Source organism: Segatella copri (assembly GCF_003465495.1).
GTDB lineage: Bacteria > Bacteroidota > Bacteroidia > Bacteroidales > Bacteroidaceae > Prevotella > Prevotella copri_G.
Genome location: NZ_QSAV01000016.1, coordinates 410 through 21,518, shown reverse-complemented (window position 1 = coordinate 21,518; position 21,109 = coordinate 410). Strand labels below are relative to the sequence as shown.

Sequence of the window (21,109 nt, the reverse complement as noted above, 5' to 3'; positions counted from 1 at the left end):
AGAAAAATTCATGTTAAAAGGAAAGAAAATCGTATTGGGCATTACGGGCTCTATTGCAGCCTACAAGTCTTGCCTCATCATACGAGGTCTCATCAAGCGCGGAGCCGAAGTGCAGGTGGTCATTACGCCTGCAGGAAAGGAGTTCATCACTCCCATCACCCTTTCGGCTCTTACGCATAAGCCTGTAGTAAGCGAATTCTTCTCGCAGCGCGATGGAACCTGGAATTCGCACGTAGACTTAGGTCTGTGGGCCGACGCCATGCTCATCGCTCCTTGCACAGCCTCTACCATGGGAAAGATGGCTCACGGAATTGCTGACAACATGCTCATCACAACCTATCTGTCGATGAAAGCGCCTGTTTTCATCGCTCCAGCCATGGACCTCGACATGTATAAGCATCCATCTACCCAAGCCAACATGAAAACAGTTCTGGGCTATGGAAATCACATCATAGAACCCGAAGTGGGATTCCTGGCAAGCGGACTGGAAGGAAAGGGACGCATGGAAGAACCTGATATTATCGTAGAATGCCTTGACAGATTCTTCGATAAACAGGCTCAGCAGAATGCAGAGACCGATGAAGCTGCATCAGAAAACTGCAAGGAAAAAGAAAGCGATAAGCTCGATTTGAAAGGCAAGAAGATCATGATTACAGCCGGACCAACTTACGAAAAGATTGACCCGGTACGTTTTATCGGCAATTATTCTTCCGGCAAAATGGGCTTTGCCCTTGCTGAAGAGTGCTGCTGTCGGGGTGCTGAGGTTACGCTGGTTGCAGGTCCGGTTTCGCTCAGCTGTTCTGAAGCCATTCATCGCATCGATGTAGAAAGTTGCGAGGAAATGTATCAGGCAGCCACACAAGCCTTCGCCTCAACCGATGCAGCCATTCTCTGTGCTGCTGTTGCTGATTTCAAACCAAGCGAGATTGCAGACAGGAAAATCAAGCGCGAGAAAGATGATCTGGAACTCCGCCTCGTCCCTACTCACGATATTGCCGCAGCTCTTGGCAAGATAAAACAAAAACATCAGCGAATTGTGGCTTTTGCCCTGGAAACCAACGACGAAGAGGCTAACGCACAGAAAAAACGCAAAAAGAAAAATGCCGATTTCATCGTGCTTAACTCTACTCGCAATCCAGGAACCACATTCCGTACGGATGACAACCAGATAACGATTATTTCTGAAGAGGGTAAGAAAGAATATGAGAAGAAACCGAAAACTGAAGTGGCTCGCGACATTATTAACGAGCTGGCTCATCTCTTGTAGTCCCATCACATCAGCCGCTCAGGAGTTACAGGCTAAGATTACCATCAACCATGCCCAGATTCAGGGCACGGAAAAACGTGTATTCGATAATCTGCAGCAAACTCTTGAGCAGTTTGTGAACGACAGGCAATGGACGAATCTTCAATTCAGGAAGAACGAGCGCATCGTGTGCAACTTCAATATCACGGTAAGCAAGTATGATAAAGACCAGAATATCTTTACCTGCAAGGCGCTCATCCAGGCCAACCGTCCCGTCTACAATTCAGCCTATACGTCCACCTTATATAATAATGTGGATGAAAACTTCACGTTCAAGTTTGCCGAGTTCGACCAGCTGGAGTTTACCGAAGAGCGGATTGACAACCAGCTAACGGCTCTGCTCGCCTACTATGCTTACCTCATCATCGGTTTAGATCTTGACAGTTTTGCGCCTAAAGGTGGTGAAGACATTCTGCAACGTTGCATGAACCTCACCAACAACGCCCAAAATCTGGATTTTCCGGGCTGGAAAGCGTTTAGTGACAACAGAAACCGGTTCGCCATTATTTCCGATTATCTCGACGGAGCCATGGAACCTTTCAGAATGCTGCAATACAACTATTACAGAAAAGGGCTCGATGAAATGGCGAATAATGTGGAACGAGGCAGAACTGAAATCACCAACACCCTGCTCCAGGATCTGAAGAAGGCACGTACAGACAGACCGCTCAGTCTGCTGCCACAAATCTGGACCGACTATAAGAAGGACGAGCTTGCTAACATCTATCAGAAACATGGCACTCAGAAAGAGAAAGAAAGCATTTATGAGCTGCTCTTCTCCATTAATCCTTCTCAAAACTCATATTGGGACAAAATCAAGGAATAAGGCTACATGCAGAATGATTCGAGGCAACTTCCCGGACGATAAAGCAAGGAATCTTCATAGGTAGGTTAAGTTCCTTTAAAACAATAAGATAAGAAATTATGCTCAAGCAATTATACATCAAGAATTTCACGTTGATTGACGAGTTGGACATTCCTCTTTATCCAGGATTCTCAGTCATCACGGGCGAGACGGGTGCCGGAAAGAGCATCATTCTCGGAGCCATCGGACTGCTCCTGGGCAGCCGTGCAGACAGCAAGGCCATCAAGGCAGGAAGAGACCGATGCGTGATTGAAGCCCACTTCGACCTGTCAAAATACGGAATGCAGGATTTCTTCGATGCTAACGATATTGATTATGATGCAGAAGACACCATCATCCGCCGCGAACTGACTGCTGCCGGAAAGAGCCGTGCCTTCATCAACGACACGCCCGTCCCCCTGAGCAAGATGAGAGAACTGGGCGAACAGCTCGTCGATATTCATTCGCAGCACCAGAACCTCCTGCTGCAGAAGGAAGACTTCCAGCTCAGCGTGGTCGACATTATTGCCCACGATGAAAAGCAGAAGAAGGCTTATCTTGCCGAATACAAGAACTATAAAAAGGCTAAGCAACAGCTGGAAGACCTGAAAGCGGAAATCGCAAAGAACAGGGAGAACGAGGAATTCATGCGCTTCCAGTTTAAGGAACTGGATGACGCAAACCTGCAGGAAGGCGAACTTGAGCAACTGGAACAGGAAGCAGAAACCCTGAGCCATTCTGAAGACATCAAGACTGCGCTCTATGAAGCAGATAATGCACTCTCGGGCGAAGACGGCAGCATTCTTGACAAACTGAAGAATGCTGCCCAGCAGATTGACAACATCAAGGAGGTTTATCCGGATGTGAAGGAGGTGGCTGAACGAATGCAGAGCAGCTATATAGAACTCAAGGATATTGCCCAGGAAATAAGCGGAAGCGTTGACAATATAGAGTTTGACCCGAACCGGCTTGAAACCATCAATTCCCGGCTTGACCAGCTCTACTCGCTCCAGCAGAAATTCCATGTGGAAAATGTAGAAGAACTCATCGCCACGCGCGAGCGAATCAACGAACAGTTGCAGCACATCGATAATGGAGATGAAGACATAGAAGAGCTGGAAAAGCAAGTTGCCCTTCTGCTTGCCAAGGCAGAAAAGCAGGCTGCCGAACTGACTGCCATCCGAACAAAATCGGCTAGAAAGATAGAAGAAGAAATGAAGAAACGTCTCATTCCTCTGGGAATTCCAAACGTCCGCTTCGAAATTTCATTCTCCGCCAAGCCGCTCAGTTCTGATGGTGTTGACAAGGTAAATTTCCTGTTCAGCGCCAATAAGAGCACGCTTCTCCAGCCGGTCAGTCAGGTTGCTTCTGGTGGAGAAATCGCCCGCGTCATGCTTTCTCTGAAGGCCATGATCAGCGGCGCCGTAAAACTGCCAACCATCATCTTTGATGAAATCGACACGGGAGTAAGCGGTAAGATTGCGGAAAAGATGGCGGAAATCATGACAGAGATGGGCAACCTGAACCGTCAGGTTATTTCCATCACCCACCTGCCTCAGATTGCTTCCATGGGAACCCATCATTACAAGGTTCTGAAAGAAGAAACCGAAGAGGGAACTCTTTCTCACATGAAGGAACTCAACGAGCAGCAGCGCATAGAAGAAATCGCCCAGATGCTCAGCGGAAGCGACATTACGCCTGCTGCCCTGGCAAATGCTAAGGAGTTGCTCAATAAACACAAGCAACACAAATAAGATTATGAAAAAAATAAATATGATCATGATGGGACTGATGCTCGGAGCATCGTCCCTCTATGCCCAGCCGGGTTCGGTCCAGAAACTGGCTAAGAGCGTTTTCACCTTGACTACTTTCAATCAGAAAGGCGACATTATCGCCTCTACCCAAGGTGTTTTTATCGACAACAAGGGAACGGCTATCAGCACCTTCAAGCCATTTGTCGGAGCTGTAAAGGCTAGCGTTGTTGACGCTTCCGGCAAATCGATTCCTGTTGAGGCCATCATGGGAGCCGACGAACTCTACGATGTGGCAAAATTCCGCATCAACGCCTCTACAGTTGCTGCCCCTATTGCAACCAAGGAATCGGCTGCTGGCGACAAGGTCTGGCTGGTTCCTTATTCTATCAAAAAGCCGGCTTACCAGCAGGAGGACATCAGCAGCGTGGAGAAATTCAAGACTACGTACAACTATTACATCTTCTCGAATAGTGCTCCCGAAAATGCAGTAGGTTGTCCGTTTGCCAACAAGAACGGCCAGGTCATCGGTCTGATGCACAGCAATGGTCAGGTAACGGCCATCGACGCCAACTACGCCAAGCAGCTGAAGGTAACCGGTCTTTCGAGTCTTGATGCAGCACTTCGCGAAACCACCATCCGTACAGCTCTTCCTGATACAGAGAACGAAGCGATGACGATGATGACTCTGAAGAAAGGCCAGACTACAGCTGATGAGTATGCGAAATATAGCGATGAGTTTATCAGCAAATTCCCTACTTCAGCCTTCGGTTACAAGGAGAAAGCCGCTTATCTGACGGATAAGGCCGAATATGATGCAGCTGCCAAACTGATGGAAGAAGGCATTAAGAAATCGGCTGCCAAGGATGAGGCTCATTCCAACTATGCCGACCTGATTTATCAGAAGATTATTTACAAGGGCGATTCTGTTTATAAGGACTGGACGCTTGATAAGGCCATAGCTGAGGCTCAAAAGGCATACGAAATCAAGGCTCAGCCTATTTACCGCCATCAGGAAGCGCAGATTAATTTTGTAAAGGGTGAGTATCAGAAAGCGTACGATACTTTCATGGATTTGACCAATACTTCACTTCTCAGCGGCGAACTCTATTTTGAGGCTGCCCAGGCTAAGAAGAATCTCAAGGCTCCAGCCAAGGAGATTGAGGTTTTGCTCGATAGTGCGGTAAGCGTTGGAAACAAGATCGGAATGGTTGCGAATTATTATCTGGCACGTGGAGAATTTCTGAAGGAGCAGGGTGAATTCCGCCGCGCTATTCAGGATTATAATATGTACGATTCCATTGCCCGTCCTGTTTCGCCAGCCTTCTTCTACACCCGTTACCAATGCGAAACCAAGTTACGCATGTGGCAGCCAGCCCTGCTTGATATTGCCCGCACCTGTTACCTGGCTCCTAAAGAGCCTACTTATTTTGCAGAATGGGCAAGTCTCGACTTGCGTGTAAAGCGTTATGATGAAGGAATCAGCGCAGCCACCCATTGCATAGAGTTGGCTCCTGAATATGCTGACGGCTACCTTCTCTTAGGACTGCTCCAGAAGGAGAAAGGAAATAAGGAAGAGGCCATCAAGAACCTGAAGAAAGCCCAGGAACTCGGCGATTCCCGCGCTGGAGAATATCTCAAGAAAATGAAGTAATTATTTTAGTAATAAGTAAGAAAGTCCGTAGGCATTTTAACAGAACGCCTACGGACTTTCTTTTACATTTTAGTCATGTGGTAACCCAGCATTTTTAGCTCTACGGCTATTCCCATGAGGAACATCTGGTGAAGGGCAGCAACGAAACCACGGAAGGCTTCCTCGCTTCCAGGCTGCAGATTCAGATGAATCAGCTTGCTGTAAGAGCGCGAAGCACATTCTGCCACTACATTCGTAACAGCCTTATGCGCTTCCTCATTCAGCAGCAGAACCTTTTCGCAGATGTAATCATCCATGTGGTCGAAATCTATTCTATCACGAAGATATTCATAATGATTCTCTACCTTGCTGTAGAGTTCCCAATCCTCATCCCAATACTTGGCAAGCGCCATTCCTACATACATGATCCAACCCAATGAAACCGTAGGATATTTGGCAAACTCGCGAATCGCATCAGGCAGATAACTCTCGCCTACTTTCTGCCACAGCTCTTCCAAATCCGGAGCTTCCGGCAAATGAGCATCTACCTTATCAATACCCAGCAGATATTGATAAAGATCTTCCTTGAAGATAGCTTCAAAATTCTTTTTCTCTTCCATTTATCTTTTCTTTTCTAATATTTTTTTACTGAACTCTGCAAACCCTGATTCCTATCTGCACCGGATGTTTGTGCATGTAAGTATAAAGTGTCATCGGTTCATCAATCACTTTCTTGTGAATGCTGCTTGCGTTGAGCAGATGCAATCCGTCTTTGTGCCAGGAAGCAATACCGATGTGGGTCGTGTCGAGACCCTTTTTGTTGGTAATGATGGCGATAATGTCACCATCATGAATAGCGTTGCGGAAAACTGCCGTGTTGGCAATCTTGCCCTTCGGAACATAACGGTAACGCTTGCCGTTCACACTCTGTTCCAGTTTTCTGATTCCCGGTTTCCATTCCGGATGAGCCTTAAGCATCTTATAGCTCGAAACATGCGTACTCATCCAGTTGATGTTCACGGTCTGAACGGCCGAGAAAGGAGGATTGGGCGCAATATTCATCACGATTCCCTCGCGCTCGTTTGCATCCATCCAAATCGTGAAATAATGCTGGCGCTTCACATAGGAAACCTCTCCGCCCACATAACGCACATTCCGGAGATGTTCACAGAAAGCCGAGAAAGAAGTCTCATTCTTCTTGGCGCATAGGGTGAGCGCCGTTACCATCTCTACGTATGTGGTGCAGTCCAGCTCACGGGTGTTCACGATGAGCACCTCTTCCTTCGTTCGGTCCAGCGTGCCGCCCACATAAGGAACGCCCGCCATCTGCTTGCCGAACCAGAGCATCCAACTGGCTGGTTTCTTCTTCATCGCCCTTGCCTGCTGCAGCAGTCCTACAATCCGCAGACTGTCCTGCCGCTGATAAACCACATTCACCCTGGCTTCTCCCGGAACAGCCAGCACGCAAGCCAGCACGACAGCTGCCATTTTCGTAAATATTTTCATCTCTTCTCTTTTTATATGTTAATGATGACGTTTCCTGCCGAAGTTCACACCCACATAAATATTGAGTGAGCCAAACGAATTGTTGGTAGAAAACTGTTTTTTCTTATAGTTATAGGAATGGATGATGGTGCTGGCGCCCGCGTACCAATGCGTGTTGTTCCACACAATACCGAAGCGGCCTATTCCATCCAGGTTCACATTCTTGAAACTGAAGTTGGTAATATCCAGATGTTCCCTTTCATTATCCGATTTCGAGCGGTTGTAAGCCACACCTACCGAGAGCGAAGCGTTGAAGAGCCAGTTCTTGGCGAAAACCCAGTTGTAAGCATAGCCGCAGGTTACGTTCACATCGCTGTATTTCACCTTGCTGAACATCAGCGAACTATCTATCTTGGCTTCCGGAGTTCCCCCGTTTGTCAGATTTTTATTCAGCTTTTCATCTACAAGATTGGTCAATTTATCCCAGTTCACCTCCAGTTCATGCTCCGTGTAACCTATTCCCAGAAGCATGGAACCGGCACTTCTCCGCTGCACCGTACTCTGCGAATAGGCAGCAGGATAAGAGAAGCGGCGATGGTTGAAGATGTAATAAAGATTGAATCCCTTGATGCTCGATTTGAAACCGTCGAAAGGAGCCTTGCGGATAGGGGCACAATCGATGTGCTCACCCAGATTCATCCGCTGAACATGATAGTCATTTCCCGTCTGTCGCCAGAACAGGTCTATTCCCAGCAGACTGCTGTAGAGGCTCAGGTCAAACTCCTTTTTATTAGTGTGGTTATTCCTGAAATTAATGTGCTTCAGGTCGAACGTATAACCCAGAAACACCCATCGCCAGCCCAGATAAGGCCCCAGGCGGTAAGAAGGATCAGGCGAGAAGGAAATGCTCTGTCCTTCGCTGTTTCTGAGCGTATATTCCTCGTAGGTATTGGTGTTCTGCAGCATCACCGTATAATTGTAATGCTGGTCTTCTATATAAGCCGAATCCGTACTGTTGAATTCTCTGAAGAACCGGGTGAACACATCTCCCACCTGATGGAAGAAGGTTTTGCGATGGCGCTCTTTCACGAGGCTGTCCTGGGAATTGGACATGAACATCGTCTTGTTGAAGAGCGTTCCCAGCATGGTAGAATCCACGGACTCCCCTGCCCTTGCCGAAGTGCAGGCAAGGGAACAGATAAATCCTACTATACAGAAACATCTCTTCATAACTTACGCTCTAATCCTGATGATGATTTTGTAAAAAATCAGTTCTTCCACAATACTCGGTCCAGCACCCAGTTGACAGCCGTAGCCGAAACGCTGGTGCAGTCGCATTTTCCTATTCCCTGTAGATGCTGAATCACACTCTTGATGAGCGGCAGCTGCACATAAGGCGGATTCGGAACCGTAATCAAGTTCTTTCCTTCGCTCGTAATCACTTCTATCGGCTGGTAAGTGAACACCGAGAATGAGAGCGAACCTTTCTCGCCAATCACCTCGATGCAGTCTTCCTTCGCACTCTCATGTCCCACGAAGCACCAGCTTCCGCTGCCCGGAATTCCACTCTCAAAGAAGAAGCACGCCGAGAGCGTATCTTCAGCCTGATAAAGATGCGCTCTGTTGGCAGGATAGCCGTGCGCACGGGTAATCACACCAAACAGATTCTGGAGCAAATCTATCTGATGAGGAGCCAGGTCGTAGAAATAGCCGCCGCCAGCAATATCCGGCTGCAGTCGCCAAGGCATTTCCTTGCCGCTCTGAAAGTCGAGATCGCGCGGAGGAACCGAGAAGCGCACCTGAACATTCACCACGTTACCGATGGTTCCGCTCTCGATAATCTCCTTCACCTTCTGGAAGTAAGGAAGATAACGGCGATAGTAAGCTACGAAGCAGGGAACACCCGTCTGCTCGCTGATGCGGTTGATGCGGATGCAGTCGTTGTAGCTCGCTGCCAGCGGTTTCTCTATATAGCAGGGTTTGCCCGCACGCATCGCCATGATGGCAAAGATGGCGTGAGAAGAAGGTGGCGTGGCGATGTAAACAGCATTCACATCGGGGTCTTCTATCAATTCCGATGCATCCGTGTACCATTTGCGCACATGATGGCGCTCAGCATAGCTGCGTGCCTTGTTCTCGCTTCGGCTCATCACAGCCACCACCTGCGAACCCTCCACTTCGTTGAAAGCCGGTCCGCTTTTCTTTTCGGTTACTTCTCCGCAGCCGATAAATCCCCAATTAATCTGTTTCATTCTCTGTTGGTTTATTCTCTCCCGAAAGATTATTCTCCGGCGAGCGATTTGTTGATTTCGTCAATATAGTCGAGCACCTCGTCGCGTCCCATCTTCTTTTCACTACTGGTAATGAAATAAGGTGGAAGTGCTTCCCAGCGGTCTTCCAGCGCATGCATCCATTTCTCCGCATTCATGCGAGCCTTGACCGGACCCAACTTGTCGGCCTTGGTAAAGACGATGCAGAAAGGAACGCCGCTCTCGCCCAGCCAGTCTACAAACTCGCGGTCTATCTTCTGCTGGTCGTGGCGCACGTCAATGAGCACAAAGACATTAGCCAACTGCTGGCGCTGCAGAATATAACTGCTTATCATTTGTTCCAGCTGCTTCTGTACGGTCTTCGAACGCTTGGCGAAGCCATAGCCAGGAAGGTCAACCAGATACCATTCATTGTTGATGATGAAGTGGTTGATAAGCAGCGTTTTACCCGGTGTGGCTGAAGTCTTAGCCAAACCCTTGTGGTTGCAGAGCATGTTGATAAGGCTCGATTTTCCCACATTACTTCTGCCAATGAAAGCATATTCAGCCTTCGTATCTTTCGGACACATGCTCACTCGTGGAGCCGATATTGTAAATTCTGATTTCTTAATTTCCATTCTTTCTATTTTTCTTTTATAAATATTTATTATTAACGGCCACACATCAACTGATCATAAAGTTCAATGTTCAACGCTCAAAGCTCAAAGTCTAGAGCATTTCAGCCAGTTCCAGCCATCTCATTTCCTTCTCATCAAGTTCATCCTTGATTTCAGGCAGGCGCTTGCTTTTCTCTGTCAGTTCCTCAACCGATAGATTTCCGCTGCAGAGTTCCTCTTCCAGCTTCTTCTGTTCCTCGGTCAGCGCATCTATTTCCTGGGTCAGCTGCTCATATTCGCGCTTCTCCTTGTAGCTCATCTTGCGCTTGTTCTCAAAATTGGCGTCGCGCTTGGCCGTGCCAGCTCCGTCGTTTTCTGCCGTTGCATTTCCGCTCTTTGCCGGTTTCGCCTGTTCCGCCTCGTCCTTCGCCTGCATCCGGCTCCATTCCCTGTACTGCGTATAGTTGCCTGGGAAATCCTGTATTTCGCCTTCGCCCTTGAAAACCAGCAGATGGTCTACTACCTTGTCCATGAAATAGCGGTCGTGGCTCACCACGATGACGCAACCCGCAAAATCCTGAAGATATTCTTCCAGTACCTGCAGCGTCTGGATGTCGAGGTCGTTGGTCGGCTCGTCCAGCACCAGGAAGTTCGGATTCCTCATCAGCACCGTACAGAGGTAAAGCTTGCGCTTCTCGCCGCCGCTCAGCTTGTAAACGTAGTTGTGCTGCTCCTCGGGCGTAAAGAGGAAGAACTGCAGAAACTGCGAAGCCGTCATGTGCTTGCCGCCGCCCAGATCTATATAATCAGCAATCTCCGTAATCACGTCAATCACCTTCTGGTCTTCACGGAATTTCAGTCCCTCCTGCGAGAAATAGCCGAAGCGAACCGTCTCGCCGATGTCAAACTTGCCGCTGTCGGGCTGAACTTCGCCCAGCAACATCTTGATGAAGGTCGATTTTCCCGTTCCGTTATTACCCACAATACCCATCTTCTCGAAGCGGGCAAAGTTGTAGTAGAAGTTGTCGAGAATCACCTTCTTCTGTCCCCTGTCGTCGAAAGCCTTGCTCACATACTGGCATTCAAAAATCTTCGAACCTATATAAACGGTAGAAGCCTTCAGCCTTACCTGCCTGTCTTCGATGCGCTGCTTCGCCACCTTCTCCAGCTCGTAGAAAGCATCCTCGCGGTATTTTGCCTTGTGTCCGCGAGCCTGAGGCTGACGGCGCATCCAGTCGAGTTCCCTGCGGTAGAGATTCTTCGAGTGCTGAATTTCGGCTCTCAGATTGTCCATTCTCTCCTGCCTCTTCTCCAGATAATAGGCATAATTGCCGCGGTAGGTGTAGATGGTGCGGTCGTCGAGTTCCAGAATCGTATTGCACACCTTGTCCAGGAAGAATCGGTCGTGCGTAACCATGAAGATGGTCTTGTTGCCGCGGTTCAGATAACCTTCCAGCCACTCTATCATCTCCAGGTCCAGGTGGTTGGTCGGCTCGTCCAGCATCAGGAAGTCGGGTTCCGTAATCAGCACATTCGCCAGCGCCACTCGCTTCTGCTGTCCGCCGCTGAGCTGTCCCATCGGCTGTTCCAGGTTGGTAATGTGCAGCTGGGTGAGAATCTGTTTCGCCTTCAGCACCTTCTCCGGATCATCCTCATGATTGAAGCACGCCTGCAGCACACTTTCTTCCGGATCAAACTGCGGCGCCTGCTCCAGATAGCCCACCTTCAAGTCGCGTCGGTAGATGATGTCTCCGCTCTCGTGTCCCTCTTTATCCATCAGCACCGACATGAGCGTAGACTTTCCCGTGCCGTTTCTCGCCACGAGTCCCACTTTCTGTCCTTCAGCGATAGAGAAGGAAATATTATCAAAAAGAACCTGTGCACCAAAGCGTTTGGTGAGGTTTTGAACGTCTAAATAGGGTATTTGACTAGCCATTTTTATTTTTTTTGTGCAAAGATAGGCAAAATATTTGGCAGAAACAAATTTTTTAATTATCTTTGCACACGAATTTATCAATCAATACCGTGTTTCCATTCAGAAACGCGACATTTCAGAAAAAAATCATTAATATACAATATATAATATATGTATAGCAAAGAAGAATTACAAGCAAAGAGTGTCGTTCAGTTGAAGGACATTGCCAAGGAACTGGGAGTCAAGGTAAAGAAGAGCGATAACAAGGAAACTATCGTCTATGCCATTCTCGACGCCCAGGCAGAACAGCCAGCTCCTGAAGCAGCCCCTAAGCGCAAGCGCACCCGCATTGCAACCAAGAAAGAAGACCGTGTTTATTCCGTACACGGTAATGAAGGAGAGAATTTCGACGTGCAGAAGAACCAGGTATTGGGTCCTAACGGCGGCGAGACTGCTCCTCAGGCTATGAGCGAAACTGCCCCAGCCCCAGCGGTTGAGGAAGAAATCCAGTTCAGCCCGGCAGAGCAGAGTTTACAATCAGCTGCCCAGAAGCAGACTCTAAACCAATCAGGCGAAGACATCGAGGCTCAGGTACTTGCCAACTTCCCGAAACACCGCGGCAGAAGAAGTAAGGCAGAACTCGAAGCCATTGCAGAAGCCAGAGCAGCTGCCATCAGAAAGCATCAGGCGGTAAAAGCCGAGCTAGAAGCGCAGATGGCGAAAGATGCACAGGAGACGGCTAACCAGCAGGCTGCTACTGAGGCAGAACAGCCGGAAGAGGCAACAGCCGATAACCAGCAGACTGCTCCTGAGCAAGTTGCCGTTCCTGAAGAGCAGTTCTCTGCCGGAAACGCTGAGAGCGCTAACATCAGCGGCGATTTGCAGGCGATGCTCCAGGCTAAGATGAATGCACAGAACGCAGCAGCTCCGGCTCCGGCAGCAGCTCCGGCTCCAGCTGAGGAGGCAAAGGAAAAAGCTACTGAAAAAACTGCAACCGATAAGAAACAGGAGTCAGCTCCTATCCACTATACTGAAGGTATGAAGGTAGAACTCGATGCAGACGGAACCTGGAAGGGTGATCCGGGCGATGGAACCGATTTCATCCTGGTAGTCGACATTCCTATCGAAGACCAGGCTGCCATTCCTACTGTCGATATCTTCGACCGTCCTACCACTCCGCAGACTTCTCACCAGCACACACCTGCTGCCCCTGCAGCCAAGAACAAGCAGGAAGCACCAGCCTACGATTTCAGCAATCTCGTGAAATCCAACGGTGTGCTCGAAGTGATTTCAGAGGGCTACGGATTCCTGCGCAGCAGCGATTACAATTACCTTTCTTCACCGGACGATGTTTATGTAGCATCCAACTTCGTCAAGAAGTTCGGTCTGAAGACTGGCGATGTCATCGAGTGCAAGGTGCGTCCGCCTCACGAGGGCGAGAAATACTTCCCGCTCACCAGCATCATCAAGATCAATGGCCGTGACCCGTCAGAGGTTCGTGACCGTGTTCCTTTCGAGCACCTCACCCCACTCTTCCCTGATGAGAAGTTCAATCTCTGTGGCGACCGCCGCACCACCAATCTCAGCACCCGCATCGTAGACCTCTTCTCGCCAATCGGTAAGGGTCAGCGTGCGCTCATCGTGGCTCAGCCTAAGACCGGTAAGACCATCCTCATGAAGGATATTGCCAACGCCATCGCAGCCAACCATCCTGAGGCTTACCTCATGATGCTGCTCATCGACGAGCGTCCTGAGGAGGTTACCGACATGGCCCGCACCGTGAATGCAGAGGTTATCGCCTCTACCTTCGACGAGCCAGCAGAGCGCCATGTCAAGATTGCCGGAATCGTGCTCGAGAAGGCTAAGAGAATGGTAGAATGCGGACACGATGTTGTCATCTTCCTCGATTCTATCACCCGTCTCGCCCGTGCCTACAACACCACAGCTCCTGCATCTGGTAAGGTGCTCACCGGTGGTGTGGATGCAAACGCCCTCCAGAAGCCTAAGCGTTTCTTCGGTGCTGCGCGTAACATCGAAGGCGGCGGTTCGCTCACCATCATCGCTACTGCCCTCATCGATACAGGTAGTAAGATGGATGAAGTCATCTTCGAGGAGTTCAAGGGAACCGGTAACATGGAGTTGCAGCTCGACCGCTCACTCAGCAACAAGCGCATCTTCCCTGCTGTCAACCTCATTTCTTCGTCTACCCGTCGCGACGATCTGCTGCAGGACAAGACAACGCTCGACCGCATGTGGATTCTGCGCAAGTATCTGTCCGACATGAATTCTATCGAGGCGATGAGCACCATCCACAAGAATATGCAGCATACTCGCAACAACGACGAGTTCCTGCTCTCTATGAATTCATAACCCCTCATCCGGGTTTACCATATCTGAATATCCGGCAAAAGGCTCCGTTCATCGGCAGTCTTTACTAGATATAAAAGAAGAGAGATTTGAAAGAGAAGGGCAAGTTCCAGTTTCGGGATTTGCCCTTCGTGTTTTTTTACTGTTTAAAATCATTAAAAAAATATCGCATTTCATTTTTTATTCGTATCTTTGCTTATCTTAAACACAGAGGGGGCGCAAAGCCCCAATATAAATAATGTATAACTTAAAATCAAAAGAACCATGAGCAAATATTTTGCAGAATCAGAATTGATTATCAATGAAGACGGAAGCTGCTTCCACCTTCATCTTCGCCCGGAACAAGTGGCTGATAAAGTAATCCTCGTTGGCGACCCAGGTCGCGTAGCCCTCGTAGCCTCCCATTTCGATGAGAAGGAATGCGAAGTTTCAAGTCGGGAATTCCACGCCATCACCGGCACATATAAAGGCAAGCGAATCACTGTGCAGAGCACCGGAATAGGATGCGATAATATCGATATCGTAGTCAACGAGCTCGATGCGCTGAAGAACATCGATTTCAAAACCCGCACCGAGAAACCCGAGCACACCACGCTCACCCTCGTGCGCATCGGAACCTGCGGCGGCCTGCAGCTCAACTGCCCTGCCGGAACCTTCGTAGCCTCGCAGAAGAGCATCGGTTTCGACGGACTCATCAACTTCTATGCCCGTCGCAACGAAATCTGCGACCTCGAAACAGAGGCAGAATTCAAGCGCCAGGTAAAATGGAACGACCAGATTGGCAACCCATACTGTGTAGACAACAATCCGGAACTGCTCAACCAGATAGCCGGCGATGATATGGTTCGTGGAATCACCATAGCCTGTGGCGGTTTCTACGGACCTCAGGGCCGCGAACTCCGTGCCCCACTTGCCGACCCGGAACTTAATCAGAAGATTGAAGCTTTCGAGTATAACGGTCTGCGCGTCAACAACTTCGAGATGGAGAGTTCTGCCCTCGCCGGTCTTTCCCTTCTCCTCGGTCATAAGGCATTAACCTGCTGCATGGTCATCGCCAACCGCCGTGCCCTCAGCGCCAACACCGGCTACAAGAGCACCATCGACAATCTCATCAAGGTTGTATTAGATAGAATTTAAACAATAAAAAAATGAATCAAGAAGAATGTATCTGCGCCCTGGCAACCCCAGCCAGCGGTGCTATCGGAATTATCAGACTCAGTGGCTCCGACGCCATTACCCTCACCGACAAAATCTTCCAGTCTGCCAACGGCAAATCCCTGGAAGAAGCCAAGCCCTACACTCTGCATTATGGCGAAATCAAGGATAAGGATGGCAACACCATCGATGATGTACTGGTGAGCGTGTTCCGTGCACCCCACAGTTATACAGGCGAGAACTCCACCGAGATTTCCTGTCATGGCAGCCGATACATTCTTCAGCAGGTTCTCCATCGATTTACGGAGGTAGGATGTCGCCAGGCAGAACCGGGCGAATACACCCGTCGTGCCTATCTCAACGGCAAGATGGACCTCTCTCAGGCAGAAGCCGTAGCTGATCTCATCGCCTCTACCAACAAGGCAACCCACAAGATGGCGCTCAGCCAACTGAAGGGCCATTTCAGCAACGAACTCTCCCTCCTTCGCGAAAAATTATTAAAGATGACTTCGCTCCTGGAGTTGGAGCTCGACTTCAGCGACCACGAAGAACTGGAGTTTGCCGACCGCAGCGAACTCCAGGCACTAGCCGAAGAAATCAATCACAAGATTACCACCCTCGCCCACTCCTTCGAAACCGGCAATGCCCTGAAGCAGGGAGTAGCCGTAGCCATCGTAGGCAAGACGAATGTGGGCAAGAGCACCCTGCTCAACCGTCTGCTCCACGAGGAGAAGGCAATCGTGAGCGACATTCACGGAACCACCCGAGATGTAATCGAAGACACCACCCTCATCGACGGAATCACCTTCCGCTTTATTGACACAGCCGGAATCCGCAAGACGGATGATGTGGTAGAAAACATCGGAATAGAGCGCACTTTCCAGAAGATGGAAGAGGCGAAGATAGTAATCTGGCTATTAGATGAGCAGCCGTCAGCCTCAGAAATCGAGGAGATGAAGCTGAAGAACCAAGGCAAGAAGCTGCTGGTAGTATTTAATAAGATGGATAAACTTGAGAATGATAAACTTGCGTTCGATAAATTCACCCATTCCTGTGGCTCAGATTCCAGTGAATCAGAAGCCCCACTCTTCATCAGTGCCCGCACAGGCGAGAATGTTTCATCCCTGGAGCAGGCATTAGTAAAAGCCGCTGATATTCCTGAGATTACCGAGAACGACGTCATCATAACGAGTGCCCGCCACAACGAGGCCCTACTCCGTGCCCACAATTCCCTCTCCCGAGTATTGGAGTCGATGGAAATGGGCATGAGCGGCGACATCATCGCCGAAGACCTGAAAATGGTATTGGAAGAATTAGGCGAAATCACTGGAGGACAGATTAGTAGCCAGGAAACGCTAAATAATATCTTCAAGCACTTTTGCATCGGGAAATAAGTCGTGATAAACAACGATTAATATCGACAACAAATGATAGTTAAGGTGCTCAAAATGAGCACCTTTCTTTTTAGCCTTACTATTGGTTATAATCAATGGTAAGGCTTTTTTAGCACCTTTTTGTACCGCTCTTGTACCTCCACTTTTCAAAAGTAATAATTTGAGACTCCATTTTTGGCAAATGAATGCAAGATTGCCGAGAGTTTTGGACAATGATGGACGATGATATAAGACTATTGAAAGAAAACGGGGTAATGACAGACGACTTTTAATTCCATAAATTAAGTAAAAAAGTATAAAAAGCGTACAAATGACAGCAAGCAAAGAAAGAATTCTAAAAATTTGTGAGTATTGTGGGAAGAGCTTCTATGCATCAAAATCCACAACTCGTTATTGCTCCAAGCAATGCAACAGTTATGCCTATAAGGCAGCAAGACGTGAGGAGAAAGTAAAGATGGCTGAGACAATGAGCCACCGAAAAGCTTCCGAGAAATCCATGTCTGAAATCCTCATGAAAGAATACCTCACTATTCAAGAGGTCGCTATACTTTTGGGACTAAGCAGACAGACCATATATAATATGGTGTATAGTGGTAAGTTGCGAGCATCCAAGATTACTTCTCGTTTATCTTTAATCAGAAAGCGAGATATAGATTATTTTGTTGATAGTTTGCCATACACCACAAAAAAGAGTGCTTCAAAAGAAGCAGTTCATGCAAACCGAGAGCTACCTGTTCCAGAATATTACTCTGCCAAGGAAATTGCAGAAGTCCACAACACTTACGAGACGGCCATCTATGAGATAGTCAAGAAAGTCAAGATTTCAAGAATATCCATACAAGGAAGAGTATATTGGAACAAGAAAGAGGTGGATGATTATTTTGCACACCTGTCTCCAGATCCAACCATCAGTGAATGGATGACTGTTATGGACATTCAACAGAAATATTGTATGACGAAAACAGCCGTATATAGTTTCGTTAGTCACAATGCTATTCCAAGAAAAATGGAAGGTAACAATGTTCTGTATTCCAAGCGTCATGTACAATTGGCAAAAGGTGAATCCGTAGAAGACCAACTTTATTATACAATACCGGAGGCCATGAAGTTGTATGGTTTAAGTCAGGACCAGATTTATAAGCGTATCAAGAAATACGCTATTGAAAAGGTGAAGATTGGCAAGTATATCAAGATTTCCAAGCGAGATTTAGAGAAAGCTATCGGCAAGCCTAAGGTTATTTAGCGGTTATCAAAAGGTTAAGTTGTACCCCATTACATAACTCTATTATTTTGCAATCGATTTCAAAGATCTCTTAATACGGGATCATATATGAAACATAAGTATCACATTATAAAAAGTAAACATCATGGTAAATACATGTACAAGAGTTTCTCTTCGCCAAAGAGCGATTAAAAACGACCGTATTTCTCTTTATTTGGATTTCTATCCACCAGTACGCAACCCTGAGACTATGCAAATGAGTCGCAGGGAATATTTAGGTATCTATATCTATGCTCATCCTAAGAATGAGATGGAACGTGAGTTTAATACAGATATGCTCAACAAAGCAGAGGCCATCCGTTGTATCAGAACCCAATCACTCATCAATGAAGAATTTGGTTTTTTGGACAAAACACGACAGAAAGCAGATTTTTTGGCATACTTTGAGAAGATGACACATAAGAAAGATGACAAGTGGACATGTGTCTACAAGCATTTCTTCAAATTTGTTCAAGGTCATTGTACATTTGGGGATGTGACAGTGGAACTTTGCAAAAAGTTCAGAGAGTATCTTCTGAATGCAAATCAGTTGAATCGAACAAAACAAAAGGTATCTCTCAACTCTGCAGCAGGTTACTACTCTACTTTCCGTGGTCTCTTAAAAATCGCCTATCGTGACAAGTGGCTGCGTGAGAACATCAATGACTATCTGGACAAGATTGAGCCACAAGATGTAAAGAAGGAGTTTCTTACCCTCGATGAAGTAAAGCAGTTGGCAGCTACTCCTTGCGATATACCTGTACTGAAGTCTGCCTCCCTCTTTGCTTGCCTCACAGGATTGCGAATCAGCGACATCTTAAAATTGCGTTGGGAAGACTTCGAGATAGCTCCCGACCAAGGCTATTGCTTGCGTATTCGTACCCAGAAGACTCAGACCGAGGCAACCTTGCCTATCAGCAACGAGGCATACGAACTATGTGGTGAACCAAGCACGGGTATCGTGTTCAAGGGATTGAAGCGCAGCATGATTAACCATCCCCTTAAAGCATGGTTGAAGAAGGCAGGAATCACCAAGCCATTTTCATTCCATTGCTTGAGTCACAGTAAATTCTTTTATTTATTGAATATCAGCGAGTTGAGTATTTTAAAGAATGTGACTGCTAACGATTTAGAAACGAGCTATATTCTTTTTCTTTCACAACTTTGCAATATACAAAGAACGCTTTGATTTCGAGTGCAAAGTTAAATCTAATTTCTGAAAAACAACATTTTATGCTGTGATTTTACAAAATATTAAGATTAGTCTTTGCAAAGGTAAAAGAGTAGTTACCAACAGTAATTTTCATGTAATGTCATTTTAAGAGTATGGCAAAAAGAACATATTCATAAACGCATATATGTATCTTCCCATATTGGGAAATCAATTGCTTAGTTCCATTTTTGCAGATTATATTTCTATTTTGTCTAAATTACGACGGAATACAGCAGATATTCAAGGGATTTTTACGAAATTTGTATATAAGTTGTGCATACTGATTTTATAACTTAATGTATTGAGCAACACTAAGTTACAAATAAATTCTTGTATGTACAACTTTTCTTTCATATAAATTTAACTATTATTTTAATTCCGCCAACGGGTTTTTTCCGTAAAATTATGTACCTTTGTCGGCAAATAAAGATATTCTCGTCAAACAAATATAAATAATATAAACATGGAAAAAAACAGAAAAAAACAAATCGTAGTTTTGAGTATAGCTTTAGTTTGCATTTTCATCTTGGTATTTTCATTGTTCCATAAATCAGCGACAAAAGATAGCGCAAATCCTCCTTTAACAAATGTTTTGACTGATAGCATTTCTCAAATTGTCTCAGCTTGTCCTGGCGAAATTGGTGTGGCGGTTATTGTTAATAACAGAGATACGGTTAAGGTCAATAATAAGAGTGTTTATCCTATGATGAGTGTGTTTAAGGTTCATCAGGCATTAGCTCTTTGTAATGACTTTGACAATAAAGGAATTTCACTTGATACCTTAGTAAATATAAATAGGGATAAACTTGACCCAAAGACTTGGAGTCCTATGCTGAAAGATTATTCAGGGCCAGTCATATCATTGACAGTGAGAGATTTGCTGCGTTATACTCTTACTCAGAGTGACAACAATGCAAGCAACCTTATGTTTAAGGATATGGTTAATGTCGCTCAAACAGATAGTTTTATAGCTACACTCATTCCTCGTTCAAGTTTTCAGATAGCTTATACGGAAGAGGAAATGTCGGCTGACCATAACAAGGCTTACTCTAACTATACATCTCCTCTTGGTGCTGCAATGTTGATGAATCGTTTGTTTACTGAAGGTCTTATCGATGATGAGAAACAAAGTTTCATTAAGAATACGTTAAAAGAATGCAAAACAGGTGTAGATAGGATAGCAGCTCCACTTCTTGATAAAGAAGGGGTTGTTATAGCGCATAAGACAGGTTCAGGTTATGTTAATGAAAATGGTGTTCTTGCAGCTCACAATGATGTTGCCTATATATGTCTGCCTAATAATATCAGTTATACCTTAGCGGTATTTGTTAAGGATTTCAAGGGAAATGAATCACAAGCGTCACAATATGTTGCGCATATATCAGCTGTAGTATATTCTTTATTAATGCAAACTTCAGTAAAATCTTAAACTGCACTTGCTTTGATAATTAATGATAAACAATCTAAAAGCACTCTAATCGTTATCGGAGTGCTTTTAGATTACTAATCAAATTGCTTCTATTATAATTTGAATCCTCTACTTTTTCTTTCTTCCTGTTGCGGCACTCTTGCTCCATATCTAAGCCTGTGCCATTGCTCCCTGAACCAGTCGGCAATCGGCTTCCTGTTTATTGTCAGGTTCAGCCTGCTTTCATCGTCAGGGTCATTTTCCACCCTTAAAATATCATCCTTTATATCAAAGTTCCGCCTGTGTTGCTCGGAATAGATTTTACCGCTACATTTCAGGGCTTCTTTTTTGACTATAAGACTTTCAGTCATTTCTTTAGAGAATCCCAGCATGGCACAAAACTTTTCCATGCGCAGCATTTCCCTGAACATCGGAAACCACCTGAAAGCCTTGTCTATGATTCTGGCGAGCCGTGACAGACTTCGACAGCTTGCGAACCCTGCCTGTGGGC

17 protein-coding genes and 1 pseudogene are annotated in these 21,109 nt (G+C 46.6%); 10 read left to right on the top strand and 8 right to left on the bottom strand.

Features of this window, described 5'->3' with window-relative positions; genetic code table 11:
* Positions 1 to 10: 10 nt before the first annotated feature.
* From coaBC to DWV53_RS06320, 4 genes are all read left to right on the top strand, one after another.
* The gene (coaBC, locus tag DWV53_RS06335; protein WP_118152438.1) at positions 11 to 1,267 is read left to right on the top strand and encodes a bifunctional phosphopantothenoylcysteine decarboxylase/phosphopantothenate--cysteine ligase CoaBC; all 1,257 of its coding nucleotides are present in this window, start codon (positions 11 to 13) and stop codon (positions 1,265 to 1,267) included.
* Positions 1,203 to 2,132, top strand: coding sequence for a DUF4835 family protein (locus tag DWV53_RS06330; RefSeq protein ID WP_259297376.1), 930 nt, complete (start codon positions 1,203 to 1,205; stop codon positions 2,130 to 2,132). Before coaBC ends, DWV53_RS06330 begins: the two co-directional genes overlap by 65 nt.
* A 98-nt stretch (positions 2,133 to 2,230) precedes the next feature.
* Positions 2,231 to 3,904: a DNA repair protein RecN gene (recN, locus tag DWV53_RS06325; RefSeq protein ID WP_118152436.1), complete on the top strand. Its 1,674-nt coding sequence runs from the start codon at positions 2,231 to 2,233 to the stop codon at positions 3,902 to 3,904.
* 4 nt (positions 3,905 to 3,908) lie between these two features.
* Complete coding sequence (locus DWV53_RS06320; RefSeq protein ID WP_118152434.1) at positions 3,909 to 5,555, top strand: tetratricopeptide repeat protein; 1,647 nt, start codon at positions 3,909 to 3,911, stop codon at positions 5,553 to 5,555.
* Between the two features lie 62 nt (positions 5,556 to 5,617).
* Here the strand turns inward: DWV53_RS06320 and DWV53_RS06315 are convergent, their stop codons facing one another.
* The 6 genes from DWV53_RS06315 to DWV53_RS06290 all read right to left on the bottom strand — a co-directional run bounded on the left by DWV53_RS06315 (position 5,618) and on the right by DWV53_RS06290 (position 11,821).
* Positions 5,618 to 6,154, bottom strand: a complete 537-nt coding sequence (locus DWV53_RS06315; protein ID WP_117694203.1) for a hypothetical protein — start codon at positions 6,152 to 6,154, stop codon at positions 5,618 to 5,620.
* Between the two features lie 25 nt (positions 6,155 to 6,179).
* The gene (locus DWV53_RS06310) at positions 6,180 to 7,040 is read right to left on the bottom strand and encodes an N-acetylmuramoyl-L-alanine amidase-like domain-containing protein (protein ID WP_118152432.1); all 861 of its coding nucleotides are present in this window, start codon (positions 7,038 to 7,040) and stop codon (positions 6,180 to 6,182) included.
* Between the two features lie 18 nt (positions 7,041 to 7,058).
* Entirely contained in the window at positions 7,059 to 8,132 is a 1,074-nt protein-coding gene (locus tag DWV53_RS06305; protein WP_118152488.1) for a DUF4421 domain-containing protein, read from the bottom strand.
* Between the two features lie 155 nt (positions 8,133 to 8,287).
* Positions 8,288 to 9,271, bottom strand: coding sequence for a Gfo/Idh/MocA family protein (locus tag DWV53_RS06300; RefSeq protein WP_118152430.1), 984 nt, complete (start codon positions 9,269 to 9,271; stop codon positions 8,288 to 8,290).
* Between the two features lie 29 nt (positions 9,272 to 9,300).
* Positions 9,301 to 9,906, bottom strand: coding sequence for a ribosome biogenesis GTP-binding protein YihA/YsxC (gene yihA, locus DWV53_RS06295; protein WP_022120663.1), 606 nt, complete (start codon positions 9,904 to 9,906; stop codon positions 9,301 to 9,303).
* A 91-nt stretch (positions 9,907 to 9,997) separates the two neighbouring features.
* Positions 9,998 to 11,821: an ABC-F family ATP-binding cassette domain-containing protein gene (locus DWV53_RS06290; RefSeq protein ID WP_118152428.1), complete on the bottom strand. Its 1,824-nt coding sequence runs from the start codon at positions 11,819 to 11,821 to the stop codon at positions 9,998 to 10,000.
* A 150-nt stretch (positions 11,822 to 11,971) separates the two neighbouring features.
* Here DWV53_RS06290 and rho point away from each other — a divergent pair, with 150 nt between their 5' ends.
* The 5 genes from rho to DWV53_RS06260 all read left to right on the top strand — a co-directional run bounded on the left by rho (position 11,972) and on the right by DWV53_RS06260 (position 19,166).
* Positions 11,972 to 14,170: a transcription termination factor Rho gene (gene rho / locus DWV53_RS06285; RefSeq protein ID WP_118152426.1), complete on the top strand. Its 2,199-nt coding sequence runs from the start codon at positions 11,972 to 11,974 to the stop codon at positions 14,168 to 14,170.
* Positions 14,171 to 14,431: 261 nt separating this feature from the next.
* Complete coding sequence (locus DWV53_RS06280; RefSeq protein ID WP_006846571.1) at positions 14,432 to 15,304, top strand: nucleoside phosphorylase; 873 nt, start codon at positions 14,432 to 14,434, stop codon at positions 15,302 to 15,304.
* Positions 15,305 to 15,315: 11 nt separating this feature from the next.
* Positions 15,316 to 16,716: a tRNA uridine-5-carboxymethylaminomethyl(34) synthesis GTPase MnmE gene (mnmE, locus tag DWV53_RS06275; RefSeq protein WP_118152424.1), complete on the top strand. Its 1,401-nt coding sequence runs from the start codon at positions 15,316 to 15,318 to the stop codon at positions 16,714 to 16,716.
* A 310-nt stretch (positions 16,717 to 17,026) separates the two neighbouring features.
* Positions 17,027 to 17,959 carry a helix-turn-helix domain-containing protein gene (locus tag DWV53_RS06265; RefSeq protein WP_118152420.1) on the top strand — a complete coding sequence of 311 codons (933 nt, stop codon included), beginning with the start codon at positions 17,027 to 17,029 and terminating at the stop codon, positions 17,957 to 17,959.
* 124 nt (positions 17,960 to 18,083) lie between these two features.
* Positions 18,084 to 19,166 carry a site-specific integrase gene (locus DWV53_RS06260; RefSeq protein ID WP_118119345.1) on the top strand — a complete coding sequence of 361 codons (1,083 nt, stop codon included), beginning with the start codon at positions 18,084 to 18,086 and terminating at the stop codon, positions 19,164 to 19,166.
* 270 nt (positions 19,167 to 19,436) lie between these two features.
* On the opposite strand, the pseudogene DWV53_RS16440 reads toward DWV53_RS06260, so the two are convergent.
* Positions 19,437 to 19,544: pseudogene (locus tag DWV53_RS16440) on the bottom strand (IS982 family transposase); the annotation flags it as partial.
* Between the two features lie 109 nt (positions 19,545 to 19,653).
* Here DWV53_RS16440 and DWV53_RS06250 point away from each other — a divergent pair.
* The gene (locus DWV53_RS06250) at positions 19,654 to 20,619 is read left to right on the top strand and encodes a CfxA family broad-spectrum class A beta-lactamase (RefSeq protein ID WP_004339683.1); all 966 of its coding nucleotides are present in this window, start codon (positions 19,654 to 19,656) and stop codon (positions 20,617 to 20,619) included.
* Between the two features lie 92 nt (positions 20,620 to 20,711).
* Here DWV53_RS06250 and DWV53_RS06245 read toward each other — a convergent pair.
* Positions 20,712 to 21,109, bottom strand: a 398-nt coding sequence (locus tag DWV53_RS06245) for a mobilization protein (RefSeq protein WP_259318928.1), incomplete at its 5' end; no start/stop codon positions are given.

What these genes read in the sequence shown, in the direction of transcription:
- coaBC (WP_118152438.1), top strand. Translation starts at nt 11, where the DNA reads ATGTTAAAAGGAAAGAAAATCGTATTGGGCATTACGGGCTCTATTGCA.
- DWV53_RS06330 (WP_259297376.1), top strand. Translation starts at nt 1,203, where the DNA reads ATGAGAAGAAACCGAAAACTGAAGTGGCTCGCGACATTATTAACGAGC.
- recN (WP_118152436.1), top strand. Translation starts at nt 2,231, where the DNA reads ATGCTCAAGCAATTATACATCAAGAATTTCACGTTGATTGACGAGTTG.
- DWV53_RS06320 (WP_118152434.1), top strand. Translation starts at nt 3,909, where the DNA reads ATGAAAAAAATAAATATGATCATGATGGGACTGATGCTCGGAGCATCG.
- DWV53_RS06315 (WP_117694203.1), bottom strand. Translation starts at nt 6,154, where the DNA reads ATGGAAGAGAAAAAGAATTTTGAAGCTATCTTCAAGGAAGATCTTTAT.
- DWV53_RS06310 (WP_118152432.1), bottom strand. Translation starts at nt 7,040, where the DNA reads ATGAAAATATTTACGAAAATGGCAGCTGTCGTGCTGGCTTGCGTGCTG.
- DWV53_RS06305 (WP_118152488.1), bottom strand. Translation starts at nt 8,132, where the DNA reads ATGTCCAATTCCCAGGACAGCCTCGTGAAAGAGCGCCATCGCAAAACC.
- DWV53_RS06300 (WP_118152430.1), bottom strand. Translation starts at nt 9,271, where the DNA reads ATGAAACAGATTAATTGGGGATTTATCGGCTGCGGAGAAGTAACCGAA.
- yihA (WP_022120663.1), bottom strand. Translation starts at nt 9,906, where the DNA reads ATGGAAATTAAGAAATCAGAATTTACAATATCGGCTCCACGAGTGAGC.
- DWV53_RS06290 (WP_118152428.1), bottom strand. Translation starts at nt 11,821, where the DNA reads ATGGCTAGTCAAATACCCTATTTAGACGTTCAAAACCTCACCAAACGC.
- rho (WP_118152426.1), top strand. Translation starts at nt 11,972, where the DNA reads ATGTATAGCAAAGAAGAATTACAAGCAAAGAGTGTCGTTCAGTTGAAG.
- DWV53_RS06280 (WP_006846571.1), top strand. Translation starts at nt 14,432, where the DNA reads ATGAGCAAATATTTTGCAGAATCAGAATTGATTATCAATGAAGACGGA.
- mnmE (WP_118152424.1), top strand. Translation starts at nt 15,316, where the DNA reads ATGAATCAAGAAGAATGTATCTGCGCCCTGGCAACCCCAGCCAGCGGT.
- DWV53_RS06265 (WP_118152420.1), top strand. Translation starts at nt 17,027, where the DNA reads ATGACAGCAAGCAAAGAAAGAATTCTAAAAATTTGTGAGTATTGTGGG.
- DWV53_RS06260 (WP_118119345.1), top strand. Translation starts at nt 18,084, where the DNA reads ATGGTAAATACATGTACAAGAGTTTCTCTTCGCCAAAGAGCGATTAAA.
- DWV53_RS06250 (WP_004339683.1), top strand. Translation starts at nt 19,654, where the DNA reads ATGGAAAAAAACAGAAAAAAACAAATCGTAGTTTTGAGTATAGCTTTA.